This is a genomic window from bacterium (assembly GCA_016708315.1).
Taxonomy (GTDB): Bacteria; Zixibacteria; MSB-5A5; order CAIYYT01; family CAIYYT01; genus JADJGC01.
In genome coordinates this window covers 103,721-125,768 of the sequence record JADJGC010000005.1, presented here as the reverse complement: position 1 = coordinate 125,768, position 22,048 = coordinate 103,721, and the positions used below count along the sequence as shown (strand labels likewise).

Here is a 22,048-nt window from a genome sequence, read left to right as displayed (position 1 = left end):
GAGCGAAACGGTGCCGGACTAATCAGCCAACGGATTGGTGTGATAGTTCGGCTTGTCTTTGCGAATATCGGTCGAGTAACCGGGGAAGGTGTCAACCTCGGGATTAACATACTTCTTGGCGTTGTTGACCGCCATGGCGGCTTCGGCGGTAGCCATCGAAATGAAGTTCAGCTCTTTGGCTTTGCTGATGACGTCACCGCAAGCATAGAGTCCCGGCATCCCGGCATTCATCGTGGCATCGACGGCAATGCCCTGCTCGTTGATCTTGACGCCGTTTTTCTTGAGCGACTCGACGAGGAGTTTGCTCTTGGTCTGAACTTTCTCCATTGTGCCGAGGGCAAGGACTACAGCTTTGGACTTATGAGCGCCCTTGTTGGTCGTCACGGTCCAGACTTTGGCAGTCTTGTCGAACTCAAGCGCGCTGACGATTTCATTTTTGCAGATGGCGTGTTCGTACATCATCGCCTGCTCGATGAAATTCTCAGCGAGCTTCTTGGCGGTAATCAAGACGAAGCCGGCAACATCGCGCAGGACTTCATTCGGATATTCGTGCACTAACGCTCCGCCGAGTTCGTTGGTAGATTCAATGATCTTGGTTTTGGCATCGCGCAAGCCCGCATAGAAAGAGGCGAAGAGTCCAGCCGGACCGCCGCCAATTATCGTGATGTCGTAAACTTCTGTTGACATTGTCTATTCCTCCAAAAAAATCTCTATCTACCTCAAAGGCCCCACCCTACGCTTCGCCGCGGGTGGGGTGCCGGCTATTCTTCCATCATTGAAGAATCGCCGTAGCTGAACCAATTGATATTGCCGCGCAGAGCTTCACGTTCAGCAGCGAGCATATCATAGTGCCCGTCTTCTTCGGCCGTAAGTTCGGCGAAGACCTCGCGAATGCCGGCATCAGTGGACTTGGCCATGCCGTCGGCATAATGCTTGGCAGTGAGGCGTTCGGCCTCCATCGCCAACTCAATCAAACGAAATTTGTCAGCTTCCGCAAGTGGTCCGTCGCCAAAAGCGTTCTTAAAAATGGCGAGTCCTTCTGCCGGCAACTCTGATACGTCAGTGCCGACGAGTTTTTTGTACAAAGCACGCAACGTCCGCTCGTGGTTGACTTCGTCGATTGCGAGAGATTCGATCTTCTTACGGGCGTCGGGATTCTGAATCTTCTGAGCCAGCGTCGAATAGAAATGCTGGCCCTCAATCTCGGTTTTGATTCCGATCTTGATGATATCCTCAACTTGCTTTTTCACGTCGGTCATCTCAATACTCCTCTATACGGGATAAATTCATTTCGTGTTTATTTCTGCCAACAGCTTCTGCCAGGCAAGCAGAACAATTTCAAGGCAGTGCTGTTTCTCGCTGTGCGTGCCTTGCTGAACAGAGGCAACGGCAGATTTGGCGAGATTGTCTGCCTCGGCGATAGTCCGGCCAGTGACAGCTTCGGTTAGCTTGGACGCTGATGCTACTGCGACGGCGCAGCCTTCCGATCGAAACTTGATGGCCTCGATCTTGCCGGCGGAAATCTTCACCGACATTTGCAGGTTGTCACCGCAGATTTCGTTCACAAGTTCGACCGCTGCCGTTGCGTTTTCGACCGACCCGACATTTCGCGGATGGAGGAAGTGGTCAACGACGTCCGGCGAGAATGAATGATCTGACTGTGTCACTGCGAATACACCTCGCTGTAAAGGCGACTTAGTCGCCATTGATTACTCTCCAAAATAAGCAATTCTGAGCGAAAATGGGTGAATTATTGCGGCTAAAGCAGTCGATAATTGGGGCAAATTAAGGGAGATTTAGTTGTCATTCGTTTCTTGTTGTTGTATCAGCTCGTTTTGCCTATCCATTTATCACGATGGAAAAGCTTCTTCACAACGCTCCGTTGTTTCGCGAACTCGATCCGCAGGAGTTTGAATCGTTGCGCGGCATTACCCAGTTGCGTCGATTCGATAACGAGACGATGCTGTTTTTTGAAGGTGATCCAGCGACCGGGTTCTTCGTTTTGTTGTCAGGTAGGGTGCGAATCTATAAATCCTCGCCTGACGGCAAAGAGTTTACGCTTCACCAGATAACGCCGGGGCAGATGTTTGCGGAGGCGGCTATTTTTCGCGGGAAGACCTATCCGGCGAATTGCATGGCGATGGAGGATTCGGAGGCCGCTTTCATTCCCAAGGATCAGTTCATTTCTCTGATAACCAAGTACCCCAATATTTCGCTGAAAATCATTGGAAGCCTTTCCCGCTGGCTGAGGGAATTTGCCGCGAAATTGGAGGACTTGTCGCTTAAGGAAGTCCCGGCGCGTTTAGCGTCGTACCTATTGCGTCAACAGCAGAAACTCAAGGCGAGCAGTTTTGAGCTTGACGTCACGAAAAGCGAATTGGCCAGCGAACTGGCAACTATCAGCGAGACTTTCTCACGCAGCCTCAAGAAACTCAAGGACTTAGAAGTCATTGCCGTCGAAGGGAAACGCATCACCATCCTCGATTCGGACCACTTGGAATCAATCGCCACAGGCGAAAAAATCTGACCTGCTTGACTTAAATCAAGGACTTACATAGCCCACTTTCCGATTCTGTCTGTGAAGGCAAGATGAGCCTTAAGAGGATTGGGAATATGGTTATGAATAGATTTCAAGAATACGACGACAACGGCGACGATACTTCGCCGAGTACCTCCGCCAAGCCCAAAGTCATTCGTAATCGTCAGTCACATATTCAGAAATGGCGTCTCGCGGTACAGATTGGTTTTGCACTGCTGTGTGTGTGGATCGGTGTCGAGATGCATTTGTTTGTGAAGTATCTCGAATCTGGCGGTGCGACGACTTTTGTGCAACGCCCGCCGGGAGTTGAAGGGTTCTTGCCGATCAGCTCGCTGATGAGCTTGTACTATCTCGTTTTATCCGGAGAGTTTCACCCTGCCCATCCGGCGGGATTGGTGATTCTGGTCGCGATCATTGCCCTATCGCTGGTCTTCGGAAAAGCGTTTTGCGCCTGGCTGTGTCCGGTCGGTTTGATTTCAGAAGCTCTGGGTGATTTGGGTGAGAAGATGTTTCGCCGTCGAATCACAGTTCCGCGCTGGCTCGACTATCCGCTAAGAAGCTTGAAGTATCTGCTCCTTGCGTTTTTCGTATACGCAATCTTCTTCACGATGGGAAAGTTCGCATTGAGAGCTTTCCTCGACAGCGACTACAACATCGTCGCCGATGTGAAGATGTACTACTTCTTCGCACAGATTTCGCAGTTTTCCATCATTGTTATCGGAGCGCTGGTACTGCTTTCGATTCCGCTGCGCGGTTTCTGGTGCCGAAATCTCTGCCCGTATGGCGCACTGCTGGGCGTGTTGTCACTGGCTTCACCGCACAAGATCAAACGCAATCCGATTTCGTGTATTGACTGCGGCAAGTGCGCACTGAAGTGCCCGTCATTCATCAAAGTAGATAAGGTCAAGACTGTCATCTCCGACGAGTGTACCTCGTGCATGAGTTGCGTGGATGTTTGTCCGGTCGCAGATACACTTGAAGTCAAATCGTTGATTACAGGCAAGCCGATACACAAACGCTGGGTGGCGATTGCGACGGTCGGCATATTCATCGTGATCACCGGAATCGGATTGATTACCGGATATTGGAACAGCAAAGTCACAACAGAAGAATACTTATATCACCAACAAAATCTTCAGGGCTACGGTCATCCCACCGACACCAAGGGTTTGCGCGAACTGAACAATCAGACAGTTCCGCCGCGGCCCTGAAGATGAATAGAGGTTACGTAGAATGAGCGAGTTAATAAACAACGCCGAAAAACGCCGAGAACTACTGAAGCACTTGATCCTGCAGTTACACAAAGGCGAAGCACCGAATGAAGTGCGGATGCAATTGCAGCGGATACTGGGGCAGGTGCCATACGATGAAGTGATGGCTGTCGAAAAGGAACTGATCGATGAAGGGTTGCCGATTACGGAAGTGCTCAAGATGTGCGATATCCACAGCGCCGCGCTGAAAGGAAACATCGACACTTCAGCAGCAAAGGCGGCACCGGCAGGGCATCCAGTAGATACTTTCTTGAAAGAGAATCGCGCGATCGAGTGGGAATTGTCGAGCCTAAAGCAAGCTTTTGAAGCAGTAAACAAAGGCGTCAATGATGATGATTTGAAGGCTGCGATTGCTCAGATACGAGTGCGAATTCACAATCTTTGTGACGTCGACAAGCACTATCGCCGCAAAGAGAACTTGATTTTCCCGTTTCTCGAAAAGCACGGCATCACCGGCCCGCCGACCGTGATGTGGGGAAAACACGATCAGATCCGCGCCATGCTCAAAGCCGGTGTCGAGAGTTTTGAACACATGGAAGGCATTGGAGCGGAAGAAGCGCGCACATTGGTTGAGCTTGTGTTCAAGCCAGCCTTTGACGGCGTCGAGGATATGATCTTCAAAGAGGAACAGATTCTCTTCCCGATGTGCATGGATACGCTGACGGAGCAAGAGTGGTGGCAGGTCTACAATCAGAGTCTCGAAATCGGGTTCTGTTTGTTTGACCCGACCGAAGAATGGACACCAAGCGGCGAGACAGCGATGGCGAGCGAGTCGGTATCGGAAGAGGGACGGATACAGCTCCCGTCAGGCAGTATGACACCGACGGAACTGAATGCGATTCTGAACTCGATTCCGTTTGACCTGACCTTCGTCGACAAAGACGACACAGTGCGCTATTTTACGCAGGGGCGCGAACGGATATTCGATCGCAACCGTGCTATTCTTGGCCGCAAAGTGCAGTTGTGTCATCCGCCGCACAGCGTTCACATTGTACAGCAAATACTTGAGGATTTTCGCGCAGGGAAACAATCGCGAGCGCCATTCTGGATTACGATTAAGGGGCGGTTTATTCACATTGAGTACTTCGCACTGCGCGACAAGAAGGGAGAGTATCTCGGAACGCTCGAAGTGAGCCAGGATCTGACCGACAAGCGCGCTCTCGATGGACAGCAACGTTTGCTTGAGTACGCGAAAGACTAAAGGAAGGAATAACAATATCACAAGTTGAAATCTTAACCATCACACCCGATACCAAAATCGGTCCGCTGCTTGACCGATACCCGCAGTTGGAAGCGCCGCTGATGAAACTATCACCGGCTTACGCAAAATTGAAAAATCCGCTGTTGCGCAAGACGGTCGCAAAGGTGGCGACATTGCAACAGGTGGCGAAGATCGGCGAAGTATCGATCGGAGTCCTGATCAACACTCTGCGCAAAGAGCTTGGCATTGAAGAGCAGTGGAAGGGCGGCGCAGCCGATAAGCCCGATATTGACTCAGTTCCGGATTGGTTTGCGCAGACAAAGATTGCGGCTTTGCTTGATGCCGCGCCGATTCTTGAAGCAGGGGAGCATCCGCTCGGCAGAGTGATGAGCGACCTTGAAAAACTCAAAGCTGGTGAGATCTATGAATTGATCACGCCGTTTGTGCCGGCGCCACTTCTGGACGCGGTCAACAAGAAGGGTTTCGAAGTTTGGTCACAGAAGCAGTCGGATGGTTCGGTGCGGTCGTATTTCTGCAAGCGGACGTTTGAGGTGTAGGGGATGCTGATGCAGATCTTCCAATCTGTTGCAATCTCCTTTCGAAGCAAAGGACAGGAGGCAGTTCAGAGAAAAGCATAGGGGAATAAATGGCTCCATTTTACGGACTTTCGATTGACAATTCTGCGAGATTCTCTATTTTGTCTCGTACACTCAAGATTAAGAATCAGGGCAAATTCCATGACTGGAGATCGATGGCAGATGATGGCGCCAGTACAACTCATACGAATTTCTTTAGTACTGCTAGCTTTGCTTGCGGTCGCTGGATTGACTAACCGGGCAGAAGCAGCAATCTGCGGTGACGTAAACGCATCTAACCAGATTGATATCGCAGATGCTGTCTATCTAATCAACTTCATATTCGCCGGCGGTCCGATGCCGATTGATGATGCTCTGGGGGACTTCAATTGCAGTAGTCAAACTGACATCTCCGACGCTGTGTTCATGGTCAACTACATCTTTGCTTCAGGGCCAGCGCCATGTTCCGGGTCCAATTGCGAACCACGGGGAGTCATGTTGACGGGGGTACCAAGTTCGCCCGCGATCGACGCGGTTTACGATTTTCCCCACATTCCAGCCAAGGAAGATGAAATTGACATTGACGGGTTCATGCGGACACGCTTGGATTGCGTCCTCAATCCCAGCGCTACTATCCAACAAGTAAATGCTGCTCTAACTGAAATCGATGCATTGATAGTAGGCATGGATTCAAGTAATATCTTCATGACTCTGGAGATTCCTGAAGTGCAAACGAAGGCAGAAGCCGATAGCGCTGGCGTAACGCTACTCGAAAGTGGCGCGTTCCTTTTTGCATTCGGTACGTTTTCAGCAGTAGCGTCGTATCCCGAACCGCAACCGGGACGAGACTTGCCGCCCGCGGGTTCAGGCAATATCGGCAGCATCGGAATGATGAAGGCTCCTGCCCTCTGGAATTTGCGCGCCTTGGCCGAGAATCAGGCTGCTCCCGTAACCGCACTCGTCCCAGATCTCTATTTCACCAACGTGCCACACTCCGACATCTCAGCTCAATCATTTCTCACCGGCGGCGGGACACTTACGACGACTGCGGATGCCAACGGCGCCTTTGCCGGGAATCATGGTTTTCACGTTTGTGGAATCTTGGCGGCCGACTATGATGCCAACGGCGCTACTGGTGTACATCCGGGCTCAAACCTTTTGCTCGATGTTCAGTCGTTAATAGTTGGCGGACTAAGCTGGCAAGGGATAATCTCGACGATAGCTCAGCACCTGCCCAATGAGCGCTTTCTCTTGAATACAAGCTTGGGGTACAATGCACAGATATCGTCCCTCTCCAAGGTCCAGCGCGCGGTCTATGCCTTGCATTGGCGAATGCTCGCTGCACCACGACGAGAAGACTTCCTGCATTTGTCTGCCGCAGGAAATATCAGGCAACTAACTGACGAGAGTCGTTTTGCCAAGTACAGCTCTCCTTGGAACACTGCAAAGGTCTTCGATACTCCGGCTGCGATGGTATTCCCCGACACGGTGGGTTTCTTGGGATCGCTTAAACTGATCATAGCATGGGATTGGGTGCGCTCCCAAGTTCCGGCAGCAGAATTTCCGCTGACAAATGTCATTATCGTTGGAAGCTCACAGGCGGATTACACGAGCTCAGCCTTTTCAAGTTTCGTGCCTGACCTGCGCACGATGGGTGAGTTTGTCTGTGGGCCGTGCATTCAGCCTGAAACCAGTTTGAATCCGGCGTCGTGTCAGCCGAACTCCGGAGATTTGCTAGCATTTTATCAGGGAACTTCCATGGCCACGCCTCAGGTGACAGGGTTGGCGGCGTTCATCTGGAATATTCGACCCGATCTAAGCGTAAACGCGCTGAGAGACTTACTTCAGGACACGTGGACGATCGGCGGCACCGGTATTCTCGACGGCTACTTGTGCGCCTTATCTCTTGATGATGATCTGTTCACTGCTCCTGTGAGAAGGACACTCCTTGATGTCGCAAACGCGTTTGGTGACAGCATTCCGGATGGGAGCTTTGACGAACACGACCTTGCCAGATTTCGCGAAAGACTCGAGTTCTTCGAACAATTGCGAATAGGCATCCCGAGCCCAGCCCAAGACTACTCCCGTTTCGATCTCAATGGCGACGGATTCACAGGCGGCGACTACGCGACACGCTTCGATCTGGATGTTGACTCGCCTCCGTCGTACGGCCCAATTACGCAGACCTTGCAGAACGGAACCCAGCATTTTGAGGAGAACACAGTCACTGATCGCGATATCTTGTGTTACTATGCTAACTCGCCGCTTTATCAGGGGCAGGATTTGGACGTCAGGGACTCGCTAATGATTGAACTGGGCTGTCCCGTCTGCACTGGTGCAAAAAACTCGCCGAACGACTGCGTCGACGTTTGGACGCTCGAAGTCGATTTCCCTGGAGCCGTCTATGATGACGCCCCGCTGGCAGTGCGCGTCGGACGAGTTGGGGATTTTGGCACCATTTGGGAACCTAATGTCACAGTAGAATATAATGTGAGCGGCGGTTCTGTACTGCCGCTGAGCACAACGACAGACGCATCCGGACTCGCAACTACAACTGCGACTATCGACGCGCTTGCAGCAGCGATTGATATCGAGATAGTAGCGTCCGTATCCGGAACAGTTGTCGCTACGGGATCTGCGCACGCGGTCAAGGCGGCTGTAGTTCAGGTCTACGAGCGTCAGACTTCGCTCGACGTGTACGGACCACCGTCGGACTATTTTGGCTCGTACTCCGATTCACGGACGAATTCTCAGCAGTTAAACAACCCCGAGGCAGGAGTTTCTGGCGCTGCCACCTCTTTCGTAAGCCATAACTCGTCGCTGGTGGTACATGAGGATCTCAATGTCTACGTGTTTACCGTTGGCGGAGGCGGCACTGGGGACGCCTATGTTTCCCTTAGCGGTGAGGGCTGTGCCGAAGGAGCGAGCGGACAGAACGCAAGTGCGGGTATCGTTGGGGGAACAGCGTGGTTCTTCGAAATCTTTGGCTCCCAAGAGGTCAAGTTTACATTGGAACTGCAAACCTCTTTCTCGAATAGTAACTCGTTCGGCGCCTTTGGCGACGGAATCGCAGAGGCTGCATTGCGGAACTTGCCGGGAGGATTCATCGTCAATCTAACCACGGGGCCGAGTCATCCAGAGCGCGATACCGTGATAACCGGCTTGCTTGGCCCTGGCAAATACTATTTTCTCGGCTTGTGTACCCAGTATGCGAGCGCCGGCGCCTCGCCGCCCTCAAATTGTTCAAGCAGCGCATCATCGTCGACTAGTCTCAACGCGGTGCTTACATTGGAAGTCCCAGCACTTCCTATCGTAAGGAAGTCATTCTCGGGTCAATCTCGGAAAGAGTAATCGGACATACGTCAGAGCGTCTATAAGTATTGCGGGAGTACTACGTCATTTTTCGCGTGATGTTAATCAGGCACTACATCAAAGCTGTTTCTGCATCTGGAGGGCGTCGCAGTCGTCTTCGTAATATTTGACGACGCGTCCGATGATTTCGTAGCCCATCTTTTTGTAGAGCGCGATTGCGGGTTTGTTGTCGGCGCGGACTTCAAGTGAAAATCGGTCACAACCACGAGTGCGCGCTTCACGCAGGCATCTATCAAGCAATTTACGTCCCAGACCACGCCCCTGAAATTTGGGGTCCACGGCAATTGTGTAAAGGTGGGCTTTTGTCGATCCCGTACGCCAGAGAATGATAGCCGAGCCCGCTATTGTCTTACCGACGAGAAGAACAAAGGCGGTGGCGTTGGCCTTGGTAACGAGGTAATGGTATTGCCGGCGACTGAAGAGGTCAAATTTGAAGCTACGATTTTCCAGTGCGACAATGCTATCGAGATCGCGGACAAGCGTCTTGCGGATGGTAGTAGTCCCGGCCATCAGTTCCATTCACCAGCGAGATAAGTAATCAGCTTCTCATACAGGTCCGGTGCTTCCTGGTCTTCTTCATCCTGATTGATAGTCGGATTGTCATTTACCTCGATAACGACGAAGCCGTCATCAGTCTGCTTGAGGTCGACGCCATAGAGACCGTTGCCGATTGCCGCTCCCGCTGCGATGGCGACGCGGATCAGTTCGGGATCAGCTTCGTTGACAGGAATTCCACGCACCTGCCCGTAGATAGCACGGCCGGCTTCGGTGTAGGTCATGATCTTCCAGCGCCGTTTGGGAATGGTGTACTGACATACGAAAAGTGGTTGCCCGGCGAGGACGCATACGCGCCAATCGAAGTGAGAACGGACAAATTTTTGGGCAACGATTCGATCAGCGCGACGCAAGTAGCGCGTCCCGACGCTGACGAACTCTTCCGGCGTGTGAACTTTATCGACATACATCGAGAAGCTGGAGTTCGGTGCTTTGAGGACAAGCGGTGATCCCATCTCGGACAGCAGTCGTTCACCGAATTCGAGATTCAGATCGGATTCGATCAGAAACTTTGTTTCCGGCATTGGGACATTCTTATCCTGCAGGTGGCGGTACATGTTGACCTTGTCACAGCAGATATAGATTGATTCGGGGTCATCAATGACGCGCAATCCGTTCATTTGCGCAAGACGGGCGGCGACGTAGGATGAATTTAATGGGTCAGTCAAGGCGCGAATGAAGATTGCGTCGTAACCGGGGATCTTGTACATGTCGGGGCGAAACAGAAAATCGAGTCGATGGCCGAGCATGTGGGCAACCTGGCCGAGCTTCATCAACGCTCCCATTTGTTCTGAGCTGCTCATGGTGTAGCGCTCGACGAAGACGCCTATATTAGCCATTGTTCGATTCGTTTTTGGAGAAAGAACCGTTCGCGGTTGTTGAGTTTCTCGAACGGAAGCGGATTAATGTCGCTGAGCAGGATCTGGTCGTCTGCGAGTTGAATTGTGCGCACGACGGCAAGCGGAATACGAAATACCTTCCAAAGCGCCTCAGCAAGCGGTCGATGTGCCGGAACAACGCTCCATCCCAAGATGGCTCGAAACGATCCGACCGTAGCCTCGTGCGGGATTTCCTGACAGCAGATTGCATACTTGAAGTTGCGCGTCATTGATTTGGCGACTCGATCGACGTGACCTTGTCGTTCAACGATGCTGTGACGGGTCATAAATGGATTGATCGTATCGATGATAACAGGTGGTTCAAAGTAGCCGTTGGTGATATACCATTCCGGCACAGGAACATCATTTAGCTTTGCCTTTTCCAACATCAAGGGCGTGACGTAGGCATCGAGCGCTTCCTTGCATGTGGGATGAATGTCGAAGCCTTCGGCTTCAAGATCGAGCGAAGTGTAGTAACCAGTTTCGAGATAGTTATAGTTTCCAGCTAGATTGACAATGCCGGGCTCACCGTGAAGGCGAGCGAGGAAACTTCGATCACGGCGCTTCTGAGGTTGAGAGATCGACGGAGTTAACTCCGTCACTATATTTGCGGTACTACTGTCTTCGTCTGATAGCATTATAGCGTGGGCTTATCTTCCCGTTGTTGCGTTCATATTTTGCTATTATACGCCGATTGTTGAATTCCCGAAGCAATTTGTCGCAACTTCGAAGCGAATATTCTGAAATAGTTCTTAAGCAGGAATAATCAGGGTCGGCAGTCCGGGAAGTGTGGCGCGATAAAGCGTCAAGGCGCTCTCGCGCGGCATTCTCAGAATGATGATCTCGCGTCCCAATGGCCGGGCAATTGCCTGTTTGATATCGACGATGGTATTCTGAAGTTTGGACTTCGGAACGCCCTCAACATCAGTGCGAACGTCAATCGTGAGGCCACCCGCCCAATGGAGCTGGAATCGCGACGGTAGCTCGCGCTGGAGCAATTCGGCGTTAACGCGCGTTGCTTCGCTGATAATTGCCAACACTGAGTCGGGAGTAAGTCCCTTGGAACCGAAGAGATGCTTTTCCAGAATCGGTCTGACCAAAGTCTGTTTGCTTCCGAGAAAGTCATCCGAAAATCCTTTAAGGTCGCTTTCGTCGGTTTCAATCAAATCCATCGGGAATTCCCACACGAGGACGCCATTTAGCCGGAATTCCACCTGCTTACGAGGGAAATTCAGTACTAAGTAGGGCTTCTTGGCTTCTGCCAAGTTCAGCTCTGCCCTTATCAGCCGGTACTCAGATTCGGCATCGGATTGGACCCAAGGCTTAGATTCTGTGCCGGCCGTCGTTTGCGACTCGGCTTGTTTTTTTCCGCATGAGACAAACATTACAGTAAGTGCCATTACGAATACCATTCGTACCCAAATGGCAGTCGCAGTTGATCCAGAATTAGAAAATGTAGACATAAGTTCCTATCGGCGTCTGCTTGTAGAGGGAGTCAAGGTCTTCGCTACCAAGACGCACACAGCCGTGAGTGACGTTCACTCCCAGGAGTCTTTCGTAGATTGTTCCATGTATGAAGAACCCATCGCCAAAGTCGAGCGCATAATCACCCATGACGTTAGGGTCAAGGCGGTCCGCTTCCTTCTTGGGCACTGCTTCGCCTTCTTCGATAAACGCCCAGTCCGGCTTGCGCCACCAAGGTTCCGTGACTTTGCGTCGGATCTTGAAAATTCCCCTTGGCGTATCGAATATCCAGCGACGGCCTGTGATTGAGTCAATCAATTCGCCGCCTGAACCAGTCGAGCAACGGGCATCCAGGATAATCTTGTCCTTCGTGCGCATGTAGATTCGATTGGCATGCGTGTCGATGACAATGTACGGTTTCGCCGGAGTTAACTTGTCGAGCGTTTTGCGGGCGGTTTCGAGTTCCTTCTTGGCTTTCTTCTCCTCATCCGGCAATTCGGTCGAGAGCGTGTCGACAGAATAGCCTTCGGCGATAACTTCCGGCTTCTCGCGATTGATCGCCAAGGCAAACAGCACAATGGCGGCGATGGTGAACACCGGCAGAATTACGATCAGCAGGACTTTCTTTACGGCCATTGGTCTGACTTTCTGACAATTGTTACCGGAGTGCCAACGGAGACGAACTGCATAATGTGGTCCATTTCCTTATTGGTTAATGCAACGCAACCTTCAGTCCAGTCGCGGTTCTTACCGCCTTCGCCGTGAATCTCTATCCAGCCGCCAATGCGGGCGCGTTTGGAGATAACGCCTTTTCGCTTGTTCTCAGCGAAGCGCTTTTTATCCGAGCCGTTAGGGTAGTCGATCAATAGTGCCCGGTAAAACTTGCTGCGATTATTCTCTTTAACGACGCGATACATTCCTTCTGGAGTGGCGGCATCACCGGAAAATAGCTTCTGACGAGCGGAGTTGTATCCTAGCTCAGAGTCATAGGTGTGGATCAATCTTCCACCCTTGATCAGATAGGTCTTGTGAGCCACTTTGTCCACTATTACAGCATAACTATTGGTCGCGCGTGATTGTTCCAGCGTTTGTGAAACCCATCTGCGCCAGACACTGATTTGACGCGACTCGTCTTCCTGATGAGATTCAAGCGCCGCGCCGACCTGCTTGAGCAGATTGCGAGCCTTGATCATCGAGATTTTCGCCTCATCGAATTCGCCGTTTGCCATAAGCTTTTCGGCCATATCGAGATTGAGACGCGCTCGCTGCCAGTCATCACGAACGTTAAAATTGACTAATGAACCATTCAACGCTTCATTCCATTCCTTCAATTCGCCGTTAAGTTCGGTCAAATCGGCAACGGATGATGAGCGTGCGGTTTCGATACTGTCGATTGCCTTCTGCCTGGCTTCGTTAGCGCGGCGTAAAGCCATTGACAAAATCGAGTCCGCGTTTTCATAATCACGGAACGGCGCCAAGCGGCCGTTTTGTTTCGCCATTTCCATCCAACCAGTGTTAACCAGCTGTTCAGCATCGCGATAGATTATCTCGGCGTAGCGCAAGGCTCCGGCGGTTTCAGCTAAACGGAGTGCCTGTCGGGCATTCTCTAAGTTAATGACCGGCGGGTCTTCGCATCCGGAAAGCAATAGCACCAGAGAAGACAAGACGATAAGTAGTAATGTAGCTCGTTTGAAGTAGCGCACTGTTGATCCCCGCAACGTAAATCAACGGATGTACCGTTAGCATTCAAAAAATCAATTGGGGGGACAGCGTTGCCGTTGTCCCCCCAAAGTTATACACGCCTTTTTAGTATCGGCTAAGTGCTACATGCACTTTTTGCCCTTGGCTTCGTACGCCTTGCAGATTTCAGCAGTGATGCTGGCAATGCGCGACTTGATTGATTCAAGCTTTGTACGAGCGACAAGGTACTTTCCGCCGTTGAAGTCGCCTTCGGCAACCATCCACTCGGAGCCAATATTGGTAAGGTCGTTCTTAATCAGTTCCAATTCGGCCTTGTTGTCTTTGCCTTGAGGAGCTTTGTCAAGCAGGACCATCGCGGAATCAAGCAGAGTCTTAGTCTCAGCCATCATTCCAGTTACTTCCTGTTTCACTCTTTCCTTTTCGGCATTGGCTTGGTTGATCACGTCGGTTGACATGGTAGCAACGCGCTCAAACATGGCTTTGGAGTCGCCATAGCTGCGGAACAAAGCAAACTTGTTATCCTGTTCGGTCTTCATGGCGTTGGCGCCATTGAGGGAGTCGGACAGCATACGGAAAGCCTGCGGAGCATACTGCTCGGCTTCGGCGGCCTTCGCGTTGTTGATTGCACTTTGAGCGGCAGCCATTTCGGCTTCCGGCGGCTTGCTACAGCCAGCGATCACTAATAGAGCAATAGCGATGACGGCTAACAATACCTTCTTCATGGTGGTACTTCCTTTCTTACCTCGACGTTATGGGTTAAAAAAAAAGGACACGCGAAAGCTGTCTTAGCTTGCACCCATCCTGACGAGGCTGTTTTCTTCAGTTAGCTTATTGTTTTCATTTCCCCCGGATTTTTCAATCCGGAACTGTCAATCAGATCTGGTCGAATGCGCAATCAAGTTAGCAACGCTTGCGCATCCTTTCACAATCCCATATCAAACAAGGGGCGAATTAATGGAGTGTTATGAAGCATGTCAACAAGTTTTTAATATAAGTTAAGAAAATTCGATAAAAAACGTCTGTAAACAAAAACGGGCACAGAATTACCTGTACCCGTATGGGGATCACTGCCAACGTCGCTGCCGGCTCATGATTTTGCCGCCGTCAGCAGAGTGTCACCAATTCTTAGAAGTTCTTCATTTTCAAGTAGTTAATCGTAAATTCGTCTTCATCGATCTGTTCGCCGCGAGTAATCGCCTGGCTGCAGACGCCAAAGTCGGATAACTGGACAGTTTCACCGTCCAAACCGATCATTTCCGTGTTTTCTGTTACGTGGCCGATCCAGGTCTTGAACGAGCCTTCCATTTCCATCAGACGAATTGTCTGAGTTGCAACATCAAACCCGACAATTAGTCCGGTGAAACTCAATTCCATTTCGACTTCGTCACGATCAGGCCGTACACTGAAATCTGTTGCAGTACGTGCATCAACGGTACCTTGATGCGCTTGAGTTCCGGTATTGACGTCTGCTGTGGTGACGACGGCCGGTCGATTGGTGATCAACGCGTTGGAGATGGGCTCGCTTGAGGCAGGATCCATCGGCGATTGGCTTGAACAGCCGGCAAAAGCCAACTGAAGAACGCCGCCGACGAACAACGACAGTACTACTCTTTTCATTGATGATCTCACATTTCCCTCCTGAGATTGTCCAAATACTTGGGTACGTCCGGCAGCTTCGACATTTAATGTCAGACTACAGAGTCAGGCAAACTCTGATTCGTACACGAAGGCGCAAAGAAAATTGACTAAATGGAACGATTTAATCTAAATCGGGGCTGCATGATGTAAAGTATGGCTGCCGACAAGCAGCGCCGTGGACGCAATCCGCTTGACTTCAGCGACTTAATTCGATTCATTTGACTTCTCAAATTCCGGGTGTCCGGCTGGAGACAGCAGGTTTTCCGGTGGGTAATGGATTTAATCACGAAAGTAACAAGGAATGGCTGAACAATATATCTTTACAATGTTGGGGTTGAACAAGTTCTACGGACAGAAGCAGGTTTTGCGGAACGTCAATCTGAGCTTCTTTCCCGGTGCTAAAATCGGAATCGTGGGCGAAAACGGCTCGGGCAAATCGACGGTACTCAAAATTATGGCGGGTCTGGATGATGCCTATCAGGGGACGGCGAAGTTGATCGGCAATTTCCGTTCCGGAATCGTGATGCAAGAACCGCTGTTGGATGAAAAAGCTACGGTTCGCACCGTCGTCGAGCAGGCGTTCGGCAAGGTTACGACGATGATGAACGAATATAACGAGATCACAGCGAAGATGGGCGATGAGATGCCGGACGACAAGATGCAGAAGCTAATGGATCGTCTGGGGGAATTGCAGGAACAGCTTGATGCCGCCGACGCCTGGAATCTCGATGTCGCGATTCGTCAAGCGGCGGATGCGTTGTGTCTTCCGGATGATGACCGCATTGTTGATACGCTGTCGGGCGGTGAGAAGCGGCGGGTGGCGCTGTGCAAAGCGCTATTGGAGCGGCCGGATCTGCTGTTATTGGACGAACCGACGAACCATCTCGATGCCGAAACAGTTGACTGGCTGGAAGAACAACTTAAGGATTATCCCGGGACGGTGATCATCGTGACGCACGACCGGTATTTCCTCGATAATATCACCAAGTGGATACTGGAACTTGAGGGCGGGTACGGAATCCCGTATTCGGGGAATTACACGTCATGGCTGGAGCAGAAGCTTTCGAAGATTACCGGTGATGAGAAGAAAGAGACGCCGCGGTCGCGGATGCTGAATCGCGAACTGGCGTGGATCAAGATGTCGAACCGCGACCGGCAGGAACTGACCAGGTCACGCATCATCGAGTATGAACAGTTGGTCGCGCGCGAAGAGGCTGCCGCCAAAGAGGGCGGGGCGAATATCGTGATTGCGCCGGGGCCGGAATTGGGCGAGTCGGTGATCGAGTTCAAGAATGTGTCCAAGCAATATGGCGAGCGGGTGATTTTCAAGGGCGCGAATTTTATCGTGCCGCGTTCGGCGATTGTCGGTCTGGTGGGGCCCAACGGCACCGGCAAAACGACGATGTTCCGGATGATTGTCGGGCAGGAGAAGCCGACCTCGGGTGAGGTCACGGTCGGAGCGACGGTGCAACTGGCATATGTTGACCAGGAGCGCGACTCGTTTAAGGGGGATGTGAGTTTGATCGAAGAGATCGGCGACGGCCTCGACAATGTGATGCTGGGCAAGCTGGAAGTCCCAATCCGGCAGTATCTCGCGCGATTTGGGTTTAAGGGCACCGATCAGCAGAAGATGGTGAACGAGCTATCCGGCGGTGAGCGCAATCGGGCGCATTTGGCAAAGGTGCTCAAGGCGGGCGGGAATATGCTGCTACTCGACGAACCGACGAACGATCTCGATGTGAATATGCTGCGCAACTTGGAAGAAGCGATTATGAACTTCAAGGGTTGTGCGATGGTAATCAGCCACGACCGGTTTTTCCTTGATCGTATCTGCACGCACTTGATCGTCTTCGAAGGCGAGGGCAATGTGCGGTGGTTTGAGGGCAACTATCGCGAGTATGAAGATTGGCACAAGCGTGAGCTGGGCGGCAAGCCGTTTGAGAATAGGCGGAACCGGTATCGGAAGATTGTGAAGGGGTAGATTTCGAAGTTATTGGGCGGTTCTACACAGTCGAAAACCGTCTAAAAACACCACAAAAAAGGGTTGCTCTCATCCTGTTATTCTCTTAATTTGTGAAAAGATTCACATCGGATGTAGTATTCTGGTGTGGATACCGGATAGGGTTGTTTCGGATTTGCAGCCGCGTCCTCCTTCGTCGGACGTGGGACCCCCTCTTGAGGGACGCCGGTCTCGTGGATTCGAGCCGATCCGCCGCGGCGGATGAGGCTCGAAGACGGGGTGTGTTGGTCGCCAGGCGAAGCTGGACGCCTTCGGCAGCCGCTTTCTCGCCAAAGCGCGGGACAGGTCGCGGGAATGACGTGGTGGGGGTGCTCCTACCATCCTGATCTCGCCGCAAGCGGGCGAGGGGAGATGACAGGTCGCGATGCTGTCACAAGATGCTAGTATGATGATTTGTTCTTTTCTACATAAAGCGAGATAACGATGAAACAACTTTTGTCGGGCAACGAAGCAGTCGCTCGGGGAGCTTATGAGGCCGGGGTCAAGATGGCGGTCGGGTATCCGGGGACGCCCTCGACGGAGATTCTCGAGACCATGGCCGAACGGCACCGCTCGGTGTATTCGCAATGGTCGCCGAATGAGAAGGTGGCTTTCGAGGTGGGAATCGGGGCTTCGATTGGTGGAGCGCGGACGCTGGTGACGATGAAGCATGTCGGGCTGAATGTCGCGGCTGATCCGCTGATGACATTCGCATATACCGGTGTCAACGGCGGGTTTGTGTTCGTATCGGCGGACGACCCGGAGATGCACTCTTCGCAGAATGAGCAGGACAACCGGATTTTCGCGCGCTTTGCGAATATCCCGTTTCTGGAACCGGCGGATTCGCAAGAGTCGAAGGATATGCTGGTGGCGGCGTACGAGATTTCGGAGCGCTTTGATACGCCGGTGATGCTGAGGATGACGACGCGCATTTCGCATACGATGGGGATTGTCGAAGTGATCGAGCCATTGCAACCGCAGGAACGAAAGTTCGTCAAGAATCCGGAAAAGTATGTGATGATTCCCTCGAATGCGAAGGTTCGTCACGTCGTGGTTGCGCAGAGGCTGATCGATCTCGCCAAGTATTCCGAGCAAACACCATTTAACTACATCGAATCCAACGGCTCCAAGGTCGGGATTATCTCCGGCGGAGTTGCCTACCAATATGCCAAGGAAGTTGCTCCGCAGTTTGACTACTACAAGATTGGGTTCGGCTATCCGCTTCCGCTTGAAGGTATCCGCCAGTTTGTGGCGGCGCATGATATCACGCTCGTCGTCGAAGAACTTGAACCGGTGTATGAAGATCAGATCAAAGCCGCCGGAGTCAAAGTTGAGGGGAAGAAGTACTTCGGCGCGCTGGGCGAGCTGTCGCCCTCGCGAGTGGCAAAGGGTCTCAAGGAAGCAGGACTGATTGACAAGGTTGTCGTGCCGGAGATTACGCAGGAAGATTTGTTCCCGCGTCCGCCGGTTTTGTGCCCGGGGTGTCCGCATCGCGGGGCATTTATGGCGCTGAAAAAACTCGGTGTTGCTGTGACCGGCGATATCGGTTGTTATACCTTGGGGGTACTCAAGCCGCTGAATGCGCTGGATACTTGTATCTGCATGGGGGCTTCGATCGGGAATGCGATTGGTATGGAGAAAGTGCAGGGCTCGGCGACGGGAACAGTGGCGGTGATCGGCGATTCGACGTTTTTCCATTCGGGGATTACGGGATTGCTGGATGCGGTCTACAATCAATCGAACGTGACTGTGATCATTCTCGATAATCGCGCGACGGCGATGACGGGCGGGCAGGAACATCCGGGCACCGGCAAGACGCTGATGGGCGAGCCGGTCGGGCGGACTGATATTCAGGAATTGGTGAGAGCGCTCGGCGTGAAGAATTTCGAGGAAGTTGACGCCTACGATTTTGATGCGACGCTCTCTTGCGTGAAACGCCAGATGGCAACGCCGGGACCGTCGGTGATATTGACAAGTCGTCCGTGCGTGCTGATGCCGAAACGGATCATGGACGAGCCGTATCAGATCGATCTGGAATTGTGCAACGGCTGTTCGGCGTGTTTCCGGATTTCATGTCCGGCAATTGCGGCATCGACCGAAACCAACGAGCGGGGGCATGCGAAAGCGATTATCGATGAGACACTCTGTACGGGCTGCACGTTGTGTGCGCAGATTTGTCCGACCGAGGCGATATTGCTCAAAAGCCAGTTTGCGAAAGCGTGAGGAGTTACGAAATGTCTGAACAGTTTTACAATATTCTCATTGTCGGTGTCGGCGGGCAGGGCGTGCTTCTGGCGAGCGAGATCATCTCGCAGGTGGCGATGAACGCCGGGATGGATGTCAAGAAGTCGGAGATTCACGGCATGTCGCAACGCGGCGGCGTGGTGACCTCGCATGTGCGGATCGGCAAGAAAGTTTATTCGCCGACGATACAGCAGGGCGAAGTTGATTTCTTGATGGGGTTTGAAAAAGCCGAAGCGCTGCGTTTTGTCGGGTGGATGAAGAAGACGGGGACGGTGGTTGTGTCGCACACGACTTTGGTGCCGGCGATTGTGACCTCTTCGAAGGAGTTCCACTATCCCGAGGACGCGATTGCCGATTTGAAGAACAAGGCGCATAACGTGATCGATGTCGAAGCCGACAAGATTGCGGGCGAACTGGGCAACCCGCGATTGGTGAATACGATTTTGATCGGCGTACTGGCGAATCTGCTTCCGTTTGAAGAGAAGCTGTGGGTGGATGTGATCAAGTCGCTGGTGAAGGAGAAGTTTGTCGCGGTGAATTTGCAGGCGTTTGCGAGGGGGCGGGAATTCATTTGGGGCGGTGGGAGTCCGCCCCCAAGACGGAATTGAGGAGTTTCTTAAGTCTCATCAGGCAAGCTCCCGAACGGACGGTATTGTGGATCTTCGGACTCTTCACCGCAATATTTCTGCGGCGATGCGTGGGATGGTTAGAATCATTGCCACTCTGTTCAGGCGCTATTCGCCCCTGATTTAACGGGAGCTGTTCATGGACATAGAGTGGCTAACTAGACGTGAGGATGTTGAGAACGCCGCAAGTGAGGTAATTCTGAACTCCCCACCCCGTCTCCCGACTCGGCCCCTCAAGGGCGCAACTTCGCGTAATCCAACCTACCTTCTTATCATCAATCCCGGGTCGACATCGACGAAAGTTGCGGTGTTCGACGGGTCCGCCGCGGCGGACAGGGACAACAAAGTCGCGGAAGAAGGCATCCGGCACGATGCCCACGATCTCGCGCAATTCGACAATGTCGCCGACTCGCTGGAATTTCGATTAACGGCGATCAACGAATGGCTGGAGTCGACGAAGATTGACATGTCGCAAATCAAAGCGGTTGTCGGTCGCGGCGCGCCGGTCAAACCGCTTGCGGGCGGGTCGTATGCGATCAGTGAGCAGATGTTGTCTGACTTGCGGACGATGAAGTATTCGAATCACGCCTCGAATTTGGGGGCGATTATCGCGCATCACTTCGGGCAGAAGCTCGGTGTGCCGTGCTTCATTTCCGATCCGATCACGGTTGATAATTTTACCGACATCGCGAGAGTGTCCGGCATTCCCGAGATCGAACGCAAGTGCCGAGTGCATGCGTTGAATATCAAGGAAGTCTGCCGCCGGGAGGCCGCGAAGATCGGCAAGAAGCTCGAAGAGGTCAACTACGTCTGCGCGCACATGGGCGGCGGTGTGTCGGTAGCGGCGCTTGAGGGTGGCCGCGTGGTGGATGTCAATGATGCGCTTCTGGGGATGGGGCCGTTCTCGCCCGATCGCGCGGGGGCGCTTCCGGTAGGACCGCTGGTGAAGTTGTGCTTCTCGGGCAAGTTCACGGAAAAAGAGATGATCGACAAGCTGTCGCGCAAATCGGGCTTGGTGGCATATATCGGTGCGGCGGATTTGCGCGAATGCGAACGCATGATCCGCGCCGGCGACGAGAAGGCGCTGTTGTATTTCAATGCGATGGCGTATCAGATTGCCAAGGAGATCGGGCAGGCGGCGGTGGTGCTGCGCGGCAAGTATGAAGCGATTGTGCTCACGGGCGGGATGGCGAAATCGCAGAGATTGGTTGATGAGATCAGCAAGTATATCGGATTCCTCGGCAAGGTCATTGTCGTTGGCGGCGAGTTTGAGATGGAAGCGCTGGCGGCGGCGGGGATGAGATATTTGAGCGGGATGGAGAAGTTGAAGGAGTATTAGCGGCAGGGTTGACGACTGCCGCGCAGTAATGCGGGATTGTTCGACTCAAGTCGAACCCACAGGACCGCGCCAGGACTTGAAGCTCACGCAAGCCCCGTCTGCCCGACTTCAGCGACACCCCCTTGAGGGGAACGACATTCATCGACAAAAAAGGAGCCCGCTTGACAATGGGGAGCAATCAGTATATGTTACTACCGTAACAATCCGACAGCTGCGAATCGATTAGATATTGCATTTCGGTCCTCAAGTGGAGGGTAGGGCAATGAGCTTCCCGCATGTGTGGAATTTCAAGGCAATAGCGCTGGTAACAGGTACGTTGATTATTCTGTCCGTTGTCGCTTTGCAAGGAGAGGATCTGGTTGTTCGTGATACGACTATTCCGACCATGGAGGGACTGAACTGCGATATACCGCACTATGTCGTGTTTCCACTGTGGCTTGATCAGATGACTTTGACTGGGTTGTCGACGTGTCTGCACGGCAATGATTATAACGCGACCTGTCTTGGCTCTTACGATGGCGGCGAGGATTACATCATTCAGCTTGAAGTGCAACAGGCGATGCATGCGTACTAGCGGCTCGACACGAAGGGGACCGGGTGGGCTGGTTTTGCCATCGACAATAGCTGCCCGCCGGATAACGACTGT

21 protein-coding genes are annotated in these 22,048 nt (G+C 52.4%); 10 read left to right on the top strand and 11 right to left on the bottom strand.

Annotation, left to right across the window (positions count from 1 at the left end; translation table 11 throughout):
* Positions 1-18: 18 nt before the first annotated feature.
* The 3 genes from IPH59_07135 to IPH59_07125 all read right to left on the bottom strand — a co-directional run bounded on the left by IPH59_07135 (position 19) and on the right by IPH59_07125 (position 1,706).
* The gene (locus IPH59_07135) at positions 19-687 is read right to left on the bottom strand and encodes an FAD-dependent oxidoreductase (GenBank protein ID MBK7091480.1); all 669 of its coding nucleotides are present in this window, start codon (positions 685-687) and stop codon (positions 19-21) included.
* 74 nt (positions 688-761) lie between these two features.
* Positions 762-1,259, bottom strand: coding sequence for a ferritin family protein (locus IPH59_07130; protein MBK7091479.1), 498 nt, complete (start codon positions 1,257-1,259; stop codon positions 762-764).
* Between the two features lie 27 nt (positions 1,260-1,286).
* Positions 1,287-1,706 (bottom strand): iron-sulfur cluster assembly scaffold protein, encoded by a 420-nt coding sequence (locus IPH59_07125; GenBank protein MBK7091478.1) that lies wholly within the window; start codon positions 1,704-1,706, stop codon positions 1,287-1,289.
* Positions 1,707-1,855: 149 nt separating this feature from the next.
* On the opposite strand from IPH59_07125, the gene IPH59_07120 reads away from it, so the two are divergent.
* The 5 genes from IPH59_07120 (at position 1,856) to IPH59_07100 (ending at position 8,937) form a co-directional block, all read left to right on the top strand.
* On the top strand, positions 1,856-2,527 hold the full coding sequence (locus IPH59_07120; GenBank protein ID MBK7091477.1) for a Crp/Fnr family transcriptional regulator: 672 nt from the start codon (positions 1,856-1,858) through the stop codon (positions 2,525-2,527).
* A 92-nt stretch (positions 2,528-2,619) separates the two neighbouring features.
* Positions 2,620-3,750 (top strand): 4Fe-4S binding protein, encoded by a 1,131-nt coding sequence (locus tag IPH59_07115; GenBank protein ID MBK7091476.1) that lies wholly within the window; start codon positions 2,620-2,622, stop codon positions 3,748-3,750.
* A gap of 22 nt (positions 3,751-3,772) precedes the next feature.
* The gene (locus tag IPH59_07110; protein MBK7091475.1) at positions 3,773-5,011 is read left to right on the top strand and encodes a DUF438 domain-containing protein; all 1,239 of its coding nucleotides are present in this window, start codon (positions 3,773-3,775) and stop codon (positions 5,009-5,011) included.
* 101 nt (positions 5,012-5,112) lie between these two features.
* The gene (locus IPH59_07105) at positions 5,113-5,568 is read left to right on the top strand and encodes a DUF2249 domain-containing protein (GenBank protein ID MBK7091474.1); all 456 of its coding nucleotides are present in this window, start codon (positions 5,113-5,115) and stop codon (positions 5,566-5,568) included.
* A 201-nt stretch (positions 5,569-5,769) separates the two neighbouring features.
* Positions 5,770-8,937, top strand: coding sequence for a S8 family serine peptidase (locus IPH59_07100; GenBank protein ID MBK7091473.1), 3,168 nt, complete (start codon positions 5,770-5,772; stop codon positions 8,935-8,937).
* A 78-nt stretch (positions 8,938-9,015) separates the two neighbouring features.
* On the opposite strand, the gene rimI is transcribed toward IPH59_07100, so the two are convergent.
* The 8 genes from rimI to IPH59_07060 all read right to left on the bottom strand — a co-directional run bounded on the left by rimI (position 9,016) and on the right by IPH59_07060 (position 15,173).
* Entirely contained in the window at positions 9,016-9,468 is a 453-nt protein-coding gene (gene rimI / locus IPH59_07095; GenBank protein MBK7091472.1) for a ribosomal protein S18-alanine N-acetyltransferase, read from the bottom strand.
* Positions 9,468-10,352, bottom strand: a complete 885-nt coding sequence (locus IPH59_07090) for an ATP-grasp domain-containing protein (protein MBK7091471.1) — start codon at positions 10,350-10,352, stop codon at positions 9,468-9,470. The genes rimI and IPH59_07090 overlap by 1 nt, the downstream gene beginning before the upstream one ends.
* Complete coding sequence (locus IPH59_07085; protein MBK7091470.1) at positions 10,340-10,993, bottom strand: RimK-like ATPgrasp N-terminal domain-containing protein; 654 nt, start codon at positions 10,991-10,993, stop codon at positions 10,340-10,342. Before IPH59_07085 ends, IPH59_07090 begins: the two co-directional genes overlap by 13 nt.
* Positions 10,994-11,143: 150 nt before the next feature.
* A complete protein-coding gene (locus IPH59_07080; protein ID MBK7091469.1) occupies positions 11,144-11,791 on the bottom strand; it encodes a hypothetical protein in 648 nt (215 codons plus the stop codon).
* 46 nt (positions 11,792-11,837) lie between these two features.
* A complete protein-coding gene (locus tag IPH59_07075) occupies positions 11,838-12,491 on the bottom strand; it encodes a L,D-transpeptidase (GenBank protein ID MBK7091468.1) in 654 nt (217 codons plus the stop codon).
* Entirely contained in the window at positions 12,482-13,558 is a 1,077-nt protein-coding gene (locus tag IPH59_07070; GenBank protein MBK7091467.1) for a L,D-transpeptidase family protein, read from the bottom strand. Before IPH59_07070 ends, IPH59_07075 begins: the two co-directional genes overlap by 10 nt.
* Positions 13,559-13,678: 120 nt before the next feature.
* A complete protein-coding gene (locus tag IPH59_07065) occupies positions 13,679-14,278 on the bottom strand; it encodes a DUF4398 domain-containing protein (protein ID MBK7091466.1) in 600 nt (199 codons plus the stop codon).
* 403 nt (positions 14,279-14,681) lie between these two features.
* Positions 14,682-15,173 (bottom strand): hypothetical protein, encoded by a 492-nt coding sequence (locus tag IPH59_07060; protein ID MBK7091465.1) that lies wholly within the window; start codon positions 15,171-15,173, stop codon positions 14,682-14,684.
* Between the two features lie 322 nt (positions 15,174-15,495).
* Here IPH59_07060 and ettA point away from each other — a divergent pair, with 322 nt between their 5' ends.
* The 5 genes from ettA (at position 15,496) to IPH59_07035 (ending at position 21,976) form a co-directional block, all read left to right on the top strand.
* Positions 15,496-17,175 carry an energy-dependent translational throttle protein EttA gene (ettA, locus tag IPH59_07055; GenBank protein MBK7091464.1) on the top strand — a complete coding sequence of 560 codons (1,680 nt, stop codon included), beginning with the start codon at positions 15,496-15,498 and terminating at the stop codon, positions 17,173-17,175.
* 462 nt (positions 17,176-17,637) lie between these two features.
* Positions 17,638-19,416, top strand: a complete 1,779-nt coding sequence (iorA, locus tag IPH59_07050) for an indolepyruvate ferredoxin oxidoreductase subunit alpha (protein ID MBK7091463.1) — start codon at positions 17,638-17,640, stop codon at positions 19,414-19,416.
* A gap of 11 nt (positions 19,417-19,427) precedes the next feature.
* A complete protein-coding gene (locus IPH59_07045; protein ID MBK7091462.1) occupies positions 19,428-20,045 on the top strand; it encodes an indolepyruvate oxidoreductase subunit beta in 618 nt (205 codons plus the stop codon).
* Positions 20,046-20,202: 157 nt separating this feature from the next.
* The gene (buk, locus tag IPH59_07040) at positions 20,203-21,402 is read left to right on the top strand and encodes a butyrate kinase (protein ID MBK7091461.1); all 1,200 of its coding nucleotides are present in this window, start codon (positions 20,203-20,205) and stop codon (positions 21,400-21,402) included.
* A gap of 262 nt (positions 21,403-21,664) precedes the next feature.
* Complete coding sequence (locus tag IPH59_07035) at positions 21,665-21,976, top strand: hypothetical protein (GenBank protein MBK7091460.1); 312 nt, start codon at positions 21,665-21,667, stop codon at positions 21,974-21,976.
* The last annotated feature ends 72 nt before the right edge of the window (positions 21,977-22,048 follow it).